Source organism: Chitinophaga sancti, from assembly GCF_034424315.1.
Lineage (GTDB): Bacteria > Bacteroidota > Bacteroidia > Chitinophagales > Chitinophagaceae > Chitinophaga > Chitinophaga sancti.
Map to the genome: position 1 here is coordinate 4,543,719 of NZ_CP139972.1, position 16,519 is coordinate 4,560,237.

The following is a 16,519-nucleotide window of genomic DNA, read 5'->3' on the forward strand; positions in this document are numbered from 1 at the left end:
TTCTCGTTAGCAAATTGAATAACAAACTTCTTTAATAATTATACTTCAACTCTTGGGGTAATCGAATATACATAGATTCTACGCTTTGGCAAATTAAACTTCACCATGTGGTATAGGCTTTTATCTAGTGGAAAAACATTTCTAAGAACTCATTTCATAATTACTATTTATGTATTGATTATCAGCTGGAAATACCTATTTATGAAGTGGGTTCTAAGTAATGCCAGCAAAAAATAGCAAAATAAATAGAAGACACCACATATGCTGATTACATCCTACGTATTTCAATAAAATTGAAAGCACAAATCTCCTTAAGAAAAATTAACTTACAATTCCCCAAAAACCTACATATCAATCATCTCCTCATAATGATATCTCCCCGACCCCACCATCTCCTTTTCATAATTCCCCATCTCCCCCTTCGGCACAAAAATCTCCGCACTAGTATTCTCCGGCACCTGCACATCCAAAATGAATTTCTTATCCACCACCTTCCACTCCACCTTCACCTCCCCATAATACGTTTGCAAGCCCGCCTTCACATAACTAATCCCCACACCCGGATGCGGCATAATCCTGATCTTCTTATATCCCACCCCCGTCGTATCCGTATCAATCCCCGCCATCACCCTATACATCCAATCACCCACCGCACCATATGAATAATGATTAAATGAATTCATATCGGCCAACTGAAAACTACCATCCGGCTTAATTCCATCCCATCTCTCCCATATCGTTGTAGCCCCCATTTTTACGGGATACAACCACGAAGGATATGTCTGCTGCAACAATAATTTATAAGCAATATCAGTATACCCAAATCTCGATAACACATGCGGTAAAAATGGCACACCCAAAAATCCAGTTGTCAGGTGATAATCATAACTCACTATATTATCCGCTAACATCTTCGCTGCTATCGGCCTGAACGCCTCCGGCAATAAATCAAACTGCAATGCCAATACATAAGACGTCTGTGTATTCGAAAGAATCCGTCCATTAGGTGTCACATATTCCTTGCAAAAAGCATCTTTAATTTTTGAAGAAATCACTGTATACTTTTCCACATCCTCCGTCTTATTTAACACCCTCGCCGCATTGATCAACAACTGCGTTGAATACGCATAATACGCCTGCGCCACCAGGTACACATCCGTCAATGCAGAACGATCCACCTCATTATACCCTGACCGATACGACAACCAATCACCAAACTGAAAATTCTTCCGCCACAATCCATTCACACTCTGCGCCGTCACACAATCCACCCATGCTTTCATGTGCGGATACATATCTGACAATACCTTTTTATCACCATAAGCCAAATAAATATTCCATGGAATGATCGTCACTGCATCCGACCAACCCGCAGCACCATTCCTTGAATTCTCATCTACACTACTAAAAATATCAGGAATAATAAAAGGCACCACCCCATTCGGAAACTGTGCCACCGCCAGATCCTGCAACCACTTCGCAAAGAAATTATTCACCTGCCTGTTGAAAGTTGCCGTCCTTGAAAATACCTGCGCATCCCCTGTCCAACCGAATCTTTCATTTCTCTGCGGACAATCAGTCGGCACATCCAGGAAGTTACCATTCTGACTCCACACTATATTATGCTGCAATTGATTAACCAAAGAATCAGAACATTCAAAATACCCCGTCTGCGGCATATCAGAATAAATCGCAACAGCCTCAATTTGATTTGCCTGAATCGAAGAAGGATCAAAGTCTTTAAGCCCCGTAATTCTTACATATCTAAACCCATGAAAAGTAAAATGCGGTTCAAAAAAATCAAGCCCTTTCAAAATATAAATATCCCTCTGCCTCGCAGAACGCAAATTATCCGTATAAAAATTTCCTTCCTGGTCTAAGGTCTCCGCATGTTCTATAGAGATCATACTCCCCGCTGCACCCTTAATATTCAAACGTGTAAAACCAACAAGATTCTGTCCGAAGTCTACAATCGTCTCCCCATTAGGCGCTTTAAAAATCCTAAGTGGTTTAAACGTTTCATGCGCTCGAATCGGTTCATTGATCGTAGCAATCAGGTTATCAAAAGAAATATCCAACACCTTAACAGTAGAAGCAGGCTTCGGATTAAAAGTATGATCTATGATCTCTCCATTATAAATTTCCGCATATCGGATCTGACTCTCAGCCGCTTTCCAGGAAGTATCACTGGTAATGTATTCCTTAGATCCATCCGTATACTGCACTTCCGCCTGGAAAAGCAATGCGGACAACTTACCATACATATTCTGCTGGCCCCACCATCCTAGTTTTCCTCTATACCATCCAGTACCAACTGTAACGTGTATATCATTATTCCCCTTTTGCAGTAGATTGGTAATATCATACACCTGGTATTGCAAACGTTGATCATAAGTAGTCCAACCCGGAGTCAATACATCATTACCGATTTTCTGATCATTAATAGTAGCATCATACACTCCATGACAAGTGATGTAAGCAATAGCAGATTTGATCGTCTTAGCAGGATGAAAGCGCTTCATAAAAGTAGGAGATGGACGCATGATGCTATCTTCTTTATACCCCGGGGTTATCCATTGCGCTTTCCAGTCGTTTGGCGCCAGCAAGCCCATTCTAAATGAACCGGTATTGGTTGCCTGTTTACCTTTATTATCCCAAACATTCACCGTCCATTTATACTGCATACCCGATTTCAACGCAGGACCGGCATAGCTAATATTTACAGATTGATCGGAATCCACTTTCCCGCTTTTCCAGATCAGCGCCTTCCCCTCATATACTTTCATCTCATACGCCTTTTGCAAAACACCTTTCCCGGGGCTTTGCAATTGCCAGGTAAAACGTGGCGCTTTATTGTCAACACTTGCTGGATTGGGCAGGTTTTCAGTAAGCAGATGAATGACTTTCAACTGGCTGAATGCAGTGTTGGTAAAAAAAGAAATCAGCACTGTGATCACCCATAATTTTATGGTCGCTTGAGGTGACATATATATTCTTTAATTGATAGCTCTTTGTCTAATTAATGTAATTACTTTCACTGCGAAATGGTAACACACGGAAATGGGGTATATTATTATTTTCCGGGTATTGCAATTAATCAATCGTTATGAGAAAACTACTATTCCTGTTTTTAACAGCTACTTACCTTCCATTGATGATCCATGCCCAGGAAATCATCCCTCTTTATAAAGACTCGATCCCTGGCGCTCTTCCGGCAAAAATAGAACTGCCGGATTTAACCATTTATCTTCCCAAAGATGTAAAACATCCTACAACGGGGATCCTGATCATCCCTGGTGGTGGGTATGGCTTCGTTTCCTCCACCAAAGAAGGATCAGAAATCGCCAGCTACTTCGCTAAAAAAGGAGTGGCAGCCTTTGTACTTAAATACAGGCTTCCCAGCGATGCGACGATGAGAGATAAAAAGACCGGCCCTATCCAGGATGCACAGCGGGCGCTGCAAATAATCCGGCTGAATGCAGAGAAATGGGGAGTAGATAATAGTAAAATAGGTGTGATAGGATTTTCCGCCGGTGGACACCTGGCTTCCACACTGGGCACACATTTCAATAAATCATTTATTACAAAAGACGCGACAACAAGCCTGCGCCCCGATTTCATGATCCTGGTATATCCTGTGATCACCATGAAAAAGGAATTGACACATGCAGGGTCAAGAATGAACCTGTTAGGTAAAGCCGCTACTGAAGAAGATGTCAATTATTTCTCAAACGAGGAACAGGTAACACCCACGACACCGCCTACTTATCTCACACATGCCGGTGATGATAAAGTGGTGTCTGTGCAGAACAGCATTGCCTTTTACCAGGCATTGTTAAAAAATCATGTATCCGCAGAAATGCTCTTAGTCCCGCAAGGAGACCACGGTTTTATCTTCCAGATAAAACAAGAGGAGTACATGGATCCCATATTTCTGTGGATGCGAAAAGGTGGTTGGCTAGATGAATAAGCTTTTTTCTTCACCAAACAGGGCCTTCCCAATCATGAGGAAAGGGTCATTCATGACGAGTTAATCAGGTATCATGAATTCCTTTTCATGAATGAGAAGACACTGTAGTTATTTTTTCAGTTGGTTTTACAGTGGAATTACTCTTTTCTGTTGGCGGTAAGAATTGTTTCTTTCCCCTGCCATGCAATTCAGGGGTAATGCCATCAAACAATTTAAATTGTGCTAAGCCCATTCTTTGCAGGAAGCATTTCATGCTCACTGCCAATACACCCATACCATAAATAGCGCTGCGTCTAAAATTGATAGAAGAAGCTTCTTCAAAGTATTTAGTAGGACAGGTTACTTCAGCGATGTCGAAACCTTTGTAACAGATCTGCCCGAGCATTTCGTTGTCGAAAACGAAGTCGTCAGAATTAGATTCCCAGGGGATTGCTTCCAACACACTTCTATCAAATGCACGATAGCCGGTATGGTATTCTGACAATTTCTGACGCATCAACGTATTCTGACTGATGGTGAGGAATCGGTTAAAGAAGTATTTGTAATAAGGCATGCCCCCTTTGAGTGCGCCGCGGCCCAGGATGCGGGACCCGAGGACAACAGGGTATACACCTTTTGCGATGATGGAAGCCATGGCTTCGATTAAAAGAGGGGTGTACTGATAGTCGGGGTGAAGCATGATGATGATGTCAGCACCGAGTTCTAACGCGCGTTTGTAGCAGGATTTCTGGTTGCCACCATATCCCTTGTTTTTCTCATGACAGATAATATGCACGATACCGATTTCCTTGGCTACTGCGACAGTGTTATCTTTGCTGGCATCGTCTACGAGGATGACGTCGTCAACGAGGGAGCGATCAATTTCATCGTAGGTAATTTTTAAGGTTTTGCCTGCATTGTACGCTGGTAATACAACAAGGATTTTCTTACCATTTATCATAAGCTATGATTGACAAGGTTAACAATGTATAGTCAATCAAATTTATTAGAAGAGGGTGCATTAGATCTTCATTGAGGAGGATTGAAGATATTACTCTCTATGTCCAAGGAGGAGGGCGGGGTGTCTATAGTTTCATTTTGGAGGAGCGGTAGATAACCATAAAGTATCCACCCACCAAAGTTATTTCTAACAACAAATAATCATCCATCGTATCGAACATTTCTCTACTTTCAAACTACCAAACATCGTTAACCCCATTCAACCATCATGCGCAACAATTTTGTATCCCTCATCGATGCATTCTATGCAAAAATGACCAGGGACCTCAACATATCCCCTGGCCATATCGCCACTTATCTTGCCCTCGTCAATCTCTGGACGCTGCATAGCTATTCGCCCACATTCATCATAAAACCTGAAGAAATCATCGCATATGCGAAGCTGGAAAGTTTCCAGGAGCTCCGTGACTGCCTGAAATATATTGAAAAAGCCAAATATATCAAGACCTATTCTACCAGGATTCCAACGAACGGTATCGGCATCAAACTCATCTCTCTGTACAAAATTGATAAGAACAGCAATCAAAATAATAATCGAATTACAAAATAGGTAATCAAATGATAATCAATAAATAATCCAATTTAACTTAGGTTTTTCATAATAATTATTTACCCTTTAATGATCAGCCCCCCTTAGACCGTGGGCTGAAATATAAAACCTGGAGCTTAGGATATTTCTATATCTCAAGCTCTTTTTTACGCCCAAAACCAGGTCTCAAAAAAATTTTAAACTTTTTTTCATTTCGCATCATACTTTTTGAATTTCTGCTTTGTCTTACTTATACCCTCTAAAATGAACCAGGTTGATATTCATGTCAGCCATGCTCTTTGCTTTCCCTTTTTAACCTGGAAGACACCTGGACATAAATAGAACCAGGAGTCACGTATGCGGAAAAGCTGCATACAACTACGGACCTCATCATAAACCAGTTGTCTCACCATACGAAGGCAACAAACCCGAAATTGTTTGAAATAATTACCCATTTCACCCATTCAGCCACCGCGGAGAGAGATTCTTCGGAACGGTGGCTGATCGGTGATATTTCTTCTACTTAAAATATAAGGACTGGATTTCTGCTATTAAACTCAATTCATTCTACCAACAATCACCTAAACTAATCATGTTGCAGTAATCGTATTCTTTCTTTCAAACACCTCTCCCAACAGGCAATAAAATAAACTGATCTCCAAATAACCACTTAAAAATGGCCACCTTTTGCCCACTCCTCCCTGCCAAATCCACTCCCACGTTCAAAAACCACCCGAAAATCGCTCTCCGCAACATCATCCGCCATAAATCCGAAGATGTATAAACAACATGTACCCCACATGCAGGCACCTTTATCGCGCCACCCATCACCAGCATTCACTTATCACTTGCTGCGCAGGTCGACCTGCCAGGACATGGGAATGTCCAATATGTGAAGATCTTCTTCATCGCTGCTATCTTCATCTCTATCGTCGCCTGTATCAACTTCATGAACCTATTCATTACACGCGCTGCAAGAAGCAGGCTTACGAAAAGTGTTAGGCGCAGTAAGAGGGCAATTGATCAGGCAGTTTCTAATAGCGTCATTATCGATCTCTTTCTTCTTCAGCATTGATCATCGTTTACCTATTCCTGCTGGTATTCAATTTACTAGCGGATAAAGACATGGTTTTACATGTAAAAGGTATTGGTATCTTATCCGGTATCGCGCTTGTTACTGGTTTAATTGCCGATATCTATCCCGCACTGATTCTTTCAGGGTCGCCGCCTATCAAAGTGTTGAAAAACAATCAAATCTTCCCGGTGGAAATCTGATCTTCCGGAATGGATTGGTGATTGTTCAATTCACTTCCCAGGGAATTCACTAAATTAGTGACCATGCACAACTCACTCCTCCTCGCCAGCATCCTCGGCCCAATCCTCATCGCCCTCTCCATCTCCGAATACCTCAATTTCAAAATCTGGGAAAACACCCACCCCACCCTCGTATACCTAAACGGCCTAATCCTCCTCACTGGCGGCATTATCATCATTCGCATCCACAATAGCTGGATCCCCGCATGGCCCACTCTCATCACCCTCACAGGATGGCTTATCACCCTCGCAGGCCTTGGCCGCATGTTCTTCCCCACCGCAAAACAACTCCCAAAAAACTACCTATCTATTTCAATTATCGCAACACTCCTGATTATAGGCATCGTACTATCTATCAAAGCCTACGGCCCCGCCAGCTGATGATTTCATCAGAAAACCATCCTACTCTCTCCCATTGAAAAAATTATATTTTTCTAATCCATTTCAATACTTTTACCCCCTCAGGTCTCAAATTATTAACACATTCCACATCATCCCATTATGAATAAGCTTCTTAGCCTTTTATTCGTATCCCAGGTGATCTATTTCCACCTCTCCGCGCAGGTTCAAGTAAAACAACTGCTTACGGAAGGATTAAAAGATCCACAAAGTATTGACAACGTTCATCCTCGTTTCTCCTGGAAACTGAGCACCGAACAAAAAAACACACTTCAATCGGCCTATGAAATCACGATTTTAGATGGAAAGAAACCTACGTGGACGAGCGGCAAGATTTCGTCTGACGAGACACTGCACGTGCCCTACGAAGGCGCTGCCCTCACTCCCGGCAAACAATACTCCTGGAAAGTAAAGATCTGGGATAACCACGGTCATACCACCACCTCTTCCGAACCTGCATATTTCCGTATGGGAATCACAGAATGGAAAGCAAAATGGATCGAACCCGGTTACCAGGAAGCCGCCAGCAACCGTCCATGCCCTATTTTCAAAACCAGTTTTCACCCTGGTAAGAAAGTAGCTTCCGCCATCGCTTATATCACCAGTCATGGGCTATACGAAGCACAGATCAATGGTAAAAAAGTAGGTGATGGTCTCCTCACACCAGGTTTTACCAGTTACAATAAACGCCTGCAATACCAGGTATATGATGTCACCAACTTACTGCAAGCAGGTGATAACAATATTGAGATCACCGTCGCCTCCGGCTGGTACAGGGGTACCATCGGATGGGGCACTGATAAGTATGGTAAAACTCTCGGTGTACTCTACCAGATGGAAGTAACGTATACCGATGGTACGAAAGAAACAGTCATCTCCGACGGCAACTGGAAATCAGGTACCGGCAAGATTACCTACGCTGAAATCTATAATGGCGAATGGCAGGATAACCGCAAAGAAACAACCAACTGGAGCGGCGTGAAAGTCCTCGACATTCCCACCAATAATCTCGTTGCCAGTGTAAGCCCTCCCGTTACAAAACAGGAAGTGTTCAGCAACATCAAACGCATCAAAACACCTGCCGGTGAAGACGTTATCGACTTTGGTCAGAACCTCTCCGGCTTCGTTCACTTCAAAGCAAGTGGCAATGCAGGCGATAGCATCATCTTAGAACACGGCGAGATCCTGGATAAGAAAGGGAACTTCTACAACGCCAACCTGCGCAGCGCTGCCGCCACCGACATCTTTGTATTAAGTGGCAAAGGCGAAGAGTTCTTCGAACCACATTTCACCTTCCATGGATTCAGGTATGTAAGAGTGCGTACCAAAGCAAAGATGACGAACATCGAAGCCGTAGCGACCTATTCAAACATTCCTGCTACCGGGGTTTTTGAATGTTCTAATTCAATGATCAACCAACTCCAGCATAATATCCAATGGAGCCAGGTGGACAACTTCGTAGACATCCCTACCGACTGCCCACAGCGTGATGAACGTCTCGGCTGGACAGGTGATGCACAGGCTTTTGTACAGACATCTACCTTCAATCGCAACGTAAACACCTTCTTCTTAAAATGGCTCCGCGACCTGGCGGCTGATCAACTGCAGAACGGCTCCGTGCCTTTTGTCATTCCAAATGTATTGGGTAGTGATGCGTCAGGTTCTGCTGGCTGGGGCGATGCTGCAACTGTCGTTCCCTGGACCATGTACCAGGCATACAGCGATAAGCGTTTGTTAGAAAATCAATATCCTTCCATGAAGGCATGGGTTGATTTCATCCAGTCAAACTCACCTAAGAACATGTGGGCAACAGGCTCTCACTTCGGTGACTGGTTATCTTATAAATCCGAAAATCGTTCTGCCGACACCTATACTTATATCACTACACAATGCTATTATGCATTGTCTACCCAACTGGTCATCAATGCGGCCCGCGTATTAGGCAAGCAGGATGACGTGAATAAGTACTCCGCATTACTGCAAAAGATCAAAGATGCATTTGTAGCAGAATACGTCACTGCAAATGGACGTATCATGTCTAACACACAGACATCTTATGTACTGGCTTTAGCCTTCGATATGTTACCAGAACATATGCGCCCGATGGCTGCGAAAAACCTGGCAGATGATATCGCGAGTTATAATAATCACCTGACAACCGGCTTCCTGGGTACGTACTTATTATCAAATACCCTGACGAGATTCGGCTATACAGATGTTGCTTATAAACTGTTATTGCAGGATACCTATCCTTCCTGGCTCTACCCGGTGAAGATGGGCGCAACTACCATATGGGAGCGCTGGGATGGCATGAAGACGGATAGTACATTCCAGACGATAGAGATGAATTCATTTAATCACTATGCTTATGGTGCGATTGGCGATTGGATGTATAAGAATATAGCGGGGATTAATATGGATTCTTCCAGTACCGGGTTTAAGAAGATCGTGATCAGGCCGAGGTTAGGCGGCAATCTGACTTATGCAAAGGCGAGTTATGAGAGTGGATATGGAAAGATCGCGGTAGATTGGAAAATAAAGGATGGTAATATGTTTAGTATGGATGTGGAGATTCCTGCTAATACGACGGCGGAGATTTATGTGCCGGGTAAAGAAGGCAAGGAAGCGGTTGGATCCGGGAAGTATCATTATGAGGCGACGATTAATAAGAATTAGAATAAAGAGGGTGTCTCATTTCATTTATGAGACACCCTATATTATTTTGTAAGCAATACCATCCTGGTCATTACGCCCTTAGCGTCAATTTTGAAGCTGTAATGCTGGACATTCTTTCCTTATGCTGAAAATCAGGTTTGGTTGCAATCACATGATTATTCTTAGCCGGGTTAGGAAATAGACTAAGTATGTATTCATCGCATTCACCAGACTTCCATAACACCCAAAACTAACCTGAACAAGCTTCTCTAACCTTCCATCCCCCCTTCCCGGCCAATTTATATCTCCCTACTACCTGCCAAAATCCTATATTTAGGCCTGATTGCTATCAACAGGAGGATTTTATGGAAAATAAAAAGAGTCTTACGGAATTTATATCCGATTTCGAGCGAACACTAAGACATATATTTTACGAAAAGAACGACATCAATCAGCTAAGCCTTCAGCGTGGCTTACCTGACAACATTTGGAAGGACATCATGGACATGTCCCCTTTATCAGTCGCTATACCCACAGCGTATGGCGGGAGAGGTTGCAATGTGAAAGAATGCCTCTCGCTACTCTCCGCGGCCGCTTATGAGTCCCTCCCCCTATCCCTTACTTTCGGAATTAACATCGCTTTATTTTTGGAACCACTTTCCAAATACGGTAATGACAAGGTAAAAAAGGAAGTCTTTGACAACTTCCTCCATCACCAGGCCATGGGCGGACTGATGATCACCGAGCCTGACTTCGGCAGCGATGCCCTGAATATGATGACCGCCTACAAGGAAGAGGAAAATAGCTATAAGATAAAAGGTTCCAAGCACTGGCAAGGTTTAACCGGCCAGGCTGATTACTGGTTGATTGCCGCAAGGCGGGAACAGGGAGATGGTAATTTGTCCAGAGATGTGGATTTCTTCCTGGCTGACAATAACCGTAAAGAGCAGACCATCATCGTTGAATCATATTACAATAACCTCGGTTTGTACATGATTCCTTATGGCCTGAACAAAATAGACATCGAAGTACCGAAGGAACACCTCCTTATTCCAGAAAGTACAGGTATCAAGATGATGCTGGATATCCTGCACAGAAGCCGGATGCAGTTCCCTGGCATGGGCATGGGCTTTATCAAACGAATGTTGGACGAAGCCCTGGGGCATACCAAGAACAGGATTGTAGGTGCGGGTAACCTGTACGCGATGGACTCTATCAAGTTCCAGCTTTCCAGAATCCAGACGGCCTTTACCATCTGTTCCGCCATGTGTTTTAAAAGCAGCCGGATGAGTGGCATTGAACATAACCTGGCTACTGAAGGGCTGGAAGCGAATAGTATGAAGGCCCTCGTGACGGACCTGATGCATGAGTCAGCGCAGTTGTGCCTGCAATTGTCCGGGGCAAATGGATATAAGATCAGCCATATAGCGGGCAGAGGTATTGTGGATAGCAGGCCGTTCCAGATCTTTGAAGGATCGAACGAGATGCTGTATACCCAGATAGCAGAGGCCGTGAGCAAGAAGATGAAACGTCAACAAACCACGGGCCTATACGATTTTCTGTCTACCTTCCCGCTGACGCATCGGTCTGCGGAGTACTTCAAAGAACAGCTTGCCGTAAACGTAACAGAGACATTGACCCAAAGGAAGCTGGTAGACCTGGGTAAGATCGTGAGCAGACTGATTTGCACTGATTATGTCCTGGAGATGGAGGATGCAGGGTTTAGGAAGGACCTGGTGGAAAATTGTATCGGGAATGTGCGGATGGAGATTGCGCATTTAGTATCCAACCTCGGCATTAAGAATCTGTCTACGCCGGTAGATCAGTACCAGGAGGGTAGCAACTGGTTGAATCTGTTTTAAGTGTAAATGAGACCTTTTTTGACGCAAATGCCTAACTGATAATCATTTAACAATCCTATTATACCCGCTTTCGACAATAAGATATATAACTCATATATAAGAAGTCCTGACCTGTAAGGTCTTTGCCAACATAAGCGCTCTCCCGGGCGCTTATGTTTGTTCCGTGGCAAAAAAAACGTACCTTTGTCACGATTTAGCATCTGTCTGGCACTTTAATAATGCTAATGCTTATCCATCACTAAAACAGCGATCCAGACTAATATTGCACTACATTTTTTTCTGATCAATTGAGATGATAGTTAACCTTGTATTGGATACTATTATTACTATCTATTATCTATTGATTAATTATTAACATGGATCGATTCCAATGTATCCTCGGAGAAAATTGATCCTTTTGTATCACCAATCTATTTTACTATGGCAATAAGCTGGAATAAAAAGACAAAAGAAAATAAAAAAAGACTTGCAAAACAGCAGAAGGAAGAGCGGAAAGAAGAGCGGAAGAAGAATGCTGTAAAAGGCGGCAACCTGGAAGATATGATGGCATATCTGGATGAGGATGGTAATTTGACGACTGTTCCACCAGATGAGAGAGAGAAGTTGAAGAAACAGGAAGACGAGCAGAAGTAATTTCAGACCATATTCCTTTTCCAATTCCGCAGCAATCTCCATCGGATTCAATGCGGAGTTGGCCTATGGTCTATCAATTTTGATAACTGATAAGGTTTTTAATCTCTCAATACCATTTCAGATTGATATTTCGATTCCTGAACAGCATCGAAAGCATTCATTACCGCCCAAGCGCCCCCATCAACATCTCAGGATAACACGTGCCTTTTACACCCCCCGCAGGCAGAACAGCATCAAAAACATTCATTCTACCGCCCAAGCGCCCCCATCAACATCTCAGGATAACACGTGCCTTTTACACCCCCCGCAGGCAGAACAGCATCAAAAACATTCATTCTACCGCCCAAGCGCCCCCATCAACATCTCAGGATAACACGTGCCTTTTACACCCCCCGCAGGCAGAACAGCATCAAAAACATTCATTCTACCGCCCAAGTGCCCCCATCAACATCTCAGGATAACGTGTGCCTGATACAATCCCCGCAGGCATAACCGCATTTATACTTTGCAATTCATCCTTCGTCAATTGCAAATCTCCCGCAGCAATATTCTCTTCCAATTTCCTGATTTGCTTTGTACCAGGAATAGCAATAATATTCTCACTCTGCGCGAGGATCCAGGCTAATGCTAATTGCGCAGGTGTACAACCTTTTTGCGAAGCGATTACTTTTATCTTCTCCACCAACTCAAGATTCTTATAAAAGTTCTCCCCCTGAAAACGCGGCATGTTCACACGATTATCTTTCAGGTCTTCGGGTGATTTCACCTCACCACTCAGGAAACCTCTGCTCAAAGGAGAGTACGCGACAATACCAATACCAAGTTCGCGGGCGGTAGGGAGCACTTCTGCTTCAATCTCCCTGCTCCAGAGAGAGTATTCAATTTGTAAAGCTGTAATAGGTGCTACTGCAGCAGCTTTCCGGAGTGTGGAGGCGGAGGTTTCAGATAAACCAATGTAACGGATAACACCTTTATCCACCATATCTGCTAATGCACCAACAGTATCTTCAATAGGTACATTAGGATCAACACGACCAGGTGTATAAAGGTCGATATAGTCTGTTTGCAGACGTTGTAAACTATAGAGGATCGCATTCCTTAAATAGTCAGGATGCGCGTTTACCGGCCCGAAGGTAAAGCCTTTATTAGCAGCGGGCGCCATGAGCTGGCTTGTTTTTACAGAAAGAAATGCCTTGTCGCGATTCCCTTTAATAGCTTTACCGATGAGAGTCTCGTTGTGGCCTGTACGATAGTAATCGGCAGTGTCGAAGAAGTTGTTGCCCAGTTCAAGTGCGCGGTGAATAGTGGCTATAGATTGTTGTTCATCTGCAATGCCATAGGCACCGGACATACTCATGCATCCAAGTCCGATAGCGGATACGATTGGGCCGTTTGTTCCAAGTTTTCTGTTCATGATGTTCATTTTTACAAATGTCAGCTGCAACAGGAAAAAAGGGCCGGACAAAACGTATTAGTTCCCTGACAAATCCTGCACAAACTCCCCTATCGTCTGTCCCGTCACCTTCTTGAACAAGCGTGAAAAATACTCCGGGTCATTGAATCCCAACTCATAAGCCAGCTCTTTAATACTGGACTGCTTATTATAATACAATCTCCGCTTTGCCTCCAGGATAAGCCGGTTCGTAATAAACTCCTTCGGACTCAAACCTGAATACTGCTTCACCATATTATACAAGCTATTAGGATTCAAAGCGAGTTCTTCTGCAATCTCAATAATACTGGGATGCTCAGTAAGATTATTTTCTATCAATAATTTAAACCGGATGAATGCAGACAGTCTATCATTTGCAGGCCGTTTTTCCACCGCGAAATAAGCAGCGTTAATCTCTGTCAACAAACTATTCAGATGCGCCAGGATCAGCTCTGGATCAGTATCCATCCTGCTTAATAAGCCAAGCAACATTTCAAAGATAGACTTCAGTCTTGCCGCTGCAGCAGGGCTGAATTGGATCTTTTGATTATTCAGTGGATTAATGAGAAAAGGGTATTGTCTTGGTAAGAGCGACAGGCTGCTTTCATCAAAACCCAGCTTAAAAAAGTTAGTACCTTTTTTGCCATCGGGTACATGGTGAATCTGGTGCGGAAGTACAAATAACAATTGATCAGCCGTCACATCAAATTGCTGTAAGTCTATACCATGGCGGGTTGTACCTTCCAAAACAAAGAGCAGGAAATAATACGGTTTACGAAGCAAGGGTGTATAATCACCCATCAACGCCGTTTCCAGGCTCCCGAATGTCGGAGAGACAATGCGGATGGGGAGCTTGTTATTTTGTGTATGTTGTTGCAGGAATGAACCCATATTGTAAATGTAGAGAATAATGCAATACGATCAGGAATAATGCTTTCAACTACTTTATGGCTGGGGTTGATGCTTGAAATTAAATAGCCATAGCTACTATCATCTTTGTATAGAATCCCATTGTTCTGTAATACCAATTGCAGATTATTCGAAAAATTATGCAACTGGGGATGTTCATCCGTAAAGCCATCATAACCCGTTAAATCACTAAAATCAAACACTTCTTGTTTGCCCACCTGTTGCATACTTACCTGGCAGGTTTATTATGCTCCTGAATTATTCTATCTGTATGTTAAGACTTTAAACCGATGAAGATGCTGCCTGTTTGGCCATTACCAACACATTTCAGCCAGGCGCTTAGTTAATTCATTTTAATGGAGGATTTATATCACTATTGAGAGATAAATAACTATTGTCATCAATAGGGTAAAATCAATTCAAACGAACTTATTTCTGAAAAAATCCGTGGTTGATTACCTGGATGTAGTTTACCTTTTATCCTTAAATAGGAATCAGCAGTCATGTGAGAAATATCAGCCTTCTGGTACTGTTCTGCATCTAATATTATGCGAGCGCGAATAACCTCGCTATCTTTGTATAAATTCAGAATAACCTCTCCGGATCTTTTATTATCACTCCCCATGTCTCCAGAAAGATGTTCAACTGTTGCCATAAAAACATCCTCCAATTTTTGTTCCTCAGATCTTTTTAATTCTCTTCGAACATCATCTATTCTGGAAAAATAGTCCTTTTGAATCTTTATTTGATTATGAACTGTAAAATTTGCCGGTAATCTCACTGATCCTGCCCATGTAAAGTTTACATATAGATCAAAATCTTCATGCTCTTCCTTAAAATTTGTTACAGCCTTGCACAGATTAGAGGAAATTTGAGGATTGGGTTCACTTTTAATAGTTTCTACTAATGCGTCTAAGGTATCAGCTTGGATTGCTGATACCAGTTTATTTAAACCATTATTGATTACGAGCGTTGTTTGCCGGATAAATGGAAAATCATCTTCAAAAAGGCGTCCCTGCAACTCCATCGCCCTAACCGGAGCCGAAACCTTGATAACAAAACTTCCAGTTTCAGTATGACGAAATTTTGATTTATCAATTAATTCAAGCGCTTCGGATCTCGATAATCTTGGATGATGAATTTGCGGTTTCAGCACCGTACATGCCGCCGAAAGGAACAATTCTTTCGCACCATTCAGCGCTGACACGGCATAAGATAATGGAATAAAAGTTTCTTCATTCCTGGTGTCAACAATCCGGAATCTCAGTGTATCATCCTTAATTTCCTCTATGGCAGCGACAATATTATTAATCGTTCTTTGCTGAATCTCTGCCAACTTATGTATTACAATATTCACTGCATCAGAATAATCTGGCTGAGCTGAATCTATTGGAAATACCAATTGCCGACGTGGGTGATGTGGATGATTTAAAACAAATAATCCATCATCAAGCGCTTCAGCTACTTGCAGCCAACCCTGAGATTTAGCATAATCACGAATATCAGTTGAGCTTATATTTTGAAAAACATTCATTCCGGCAATTGATAAATTAAACTTTCATTCCTGCTTCTTGTAGCCAATATTTCTCTTAAACTATTACTATTGAAGATTTGATTTTGAGGAATGTAAATCGTTTGACCACCCTCATTTTCTGATTCAGGAGCGCCCCTCAAACTAACCCAATAAGCACACTTTTTTAGCATCAATTCTTCTTCTGTAATATTAAGCCAATGTTTTGGAAATTCATGGCAAAGCAGGGATCATCGCGCTTGGATTCTTCAAGCTACGCTGGCTGGGCACTGGCATAAAATCAATG

The 16,519-nt window shown here is 42.7% G+C and carries 12 protein-coding genes; 6 read left to right on the forward strand and 6 right to left on the reverse strand.

From position 1 onward, the window contains the following. Positions 1-344 precede the first annotated feature (344 nt). Entirely contained in the window at positions 345-2,987 is a 2,643-nt protein-coding gene (locus tag U0033_RS17365; RefSeq protein ID WP_072363612.1) for an alpha-L-rhamnosidase, read from the reverse strand. Between the two features lie 119 nt (positions 2,988-3,106). On the opposite strand from U0033_RS17365, the gene U0033_RS17370 reads away from it, so the two are divergent. Continuing rightward, on the forward strand, positions 3,107-3,970 hold the full coding sequence (locus U0033_RS17370; protein WP_072363611.1) for an alpha/beta hydrolase: 864 nt from the start codon (positions 3,107-3,109) through the stop codon (positions 3,968-3,970). An 85-nt stretch (positions 3,971-4,055) separates the two neighbouring features. On the opposite strand, the gene U0033_RS17375 is transcribed toward U0033_RS17370, so the two are convergent. Then, on the reverse strand, positions 4,056-4,910 hold the full coding sequence (locus tag U0033_RS17375; protein WP_083571705.1) for a glycosyltransferase family 2 protein: 855 nt from the start codon (positions 4,908-4,910) through the stop codon (positions 4,056-4,058). Positions 4,911-5,177: 267 nt separating this feature from the next. Between U0033_RS17375 and U0033_RS17380 the strand changes: the two genes are divergently transcribed. The 5 genes from U0033_RS17380 (at position 5,178) to U0033_RS17400 (ending at position 12,361) form a co-directional block, all read left to right on the forward strand. Beyond that, positions 5,178-5,519: a hypothetical protein gene (locus U0033_RS17380; RefSeq protein ID WP_072363610.1), complete on the forward strand. Its 342-nt coding sequence runs from the start codon at positions 5,178-5,180 to the stop codon at positions 5,517-5,519. Between the two features lie 1,317 nt (positions 5,520-6,836). Next, positions 6,837-7,193, forward strand: coding sequence for a hypothetical protein (locus U0033_RS17385; protein ID WP_072363608.1), 357 nt, complete (start codon positions 6,837-6,839; stop codon positions 7,191-7,193). Between the two features lie 120 nt (positions 7,194-7,313). Beyond that, positions 7,314-9,887, forward strand: coding sequence for a glycoside hydrolase family 78 protein (locus tag U0033_RS17390; RefSeq protein ID WP_072363607.1), 2,574 nt, complete (start codon positions 7,314-7,316; stop codon positions 9,885-9,887). A 344-nt stretch (positions 9,888-10,231) separates the two neighbouring features. Then, entirely contained in the window at positions 10,232-11,728 is a 1,497-nt protein-coding gene (locus tag U0033_RS17395; RefSeq protein WP_072363606.1) for an acyl-CoA dehydrogenase family protein, read from the forward strand. 420 nt (positions 11,729-12,148) lie between these two features. Further along, positions 12,149-12,361, forward strand: coding sequence for a hypothetical protein (locus U0033_RS17400; RefSeq protein WP_072363605.1), 213 nt, complete (start codon positions 12,149-12,151; stop codon positions 12,359-12,361). Between the two features lie 424 nt (positions 12,362-12,785). On the opposite strand, the gene U0033_RS17405 is transcribed toward U0033_RS17400, so the two are convergent. From U0033_RS17405 to U0033_RS33425, 4 genes are all read right to left on the reverse strand, one after another. Next, positions 12,786-13,775 (reverse strand): aldo/keto reductase, encoded by a 990-nt coding sequence (locus U0033_RS17405; RefSeq protein WP_072363641.1) that lies wholly within the window; start codon positions 13,773-13,775, stop codon positions 12,786-12,788. 57 nt (positions 13,776-13,832) lie between these two features. Beyond that, entirely contained in the window at positions 13,833-14,684 is an 852-nt protein-coding gene (locus U0033_RS17410; RefSeq protein ID WP_072363604.1) for a helix-turn-helix domain-containing protein, read from the reverse strand. A 418-nt stretch (positions 14,685-15,102) separates the two neighbouring features. Then, positions 15,103-16,236 (reverse strand): hypothetical protein, encoded by a 1,134-nt coding sequence (locus U0033_RS17415; protein WP_072363603.1) that lies wholly within the window; start codon positions 16,234-16,236, stop codon positions 15,103-15,105. Continuing rightward, entirely contained in the window at positions 16,233-16,406 is a 174-nt protein-coding gene (locus tag U0033_RS33425) for a DUF4365 domain-containing protein (RefSeq protein WP_083571704.1), read from the reverse strand. Before U0033_RS33425 ends, U0033_RS17415 begins: the two co-directional genes overlap by 4 nt. Between the last annotated feature and the right edge of the window lie 113 nt (positions 16,407-16,519).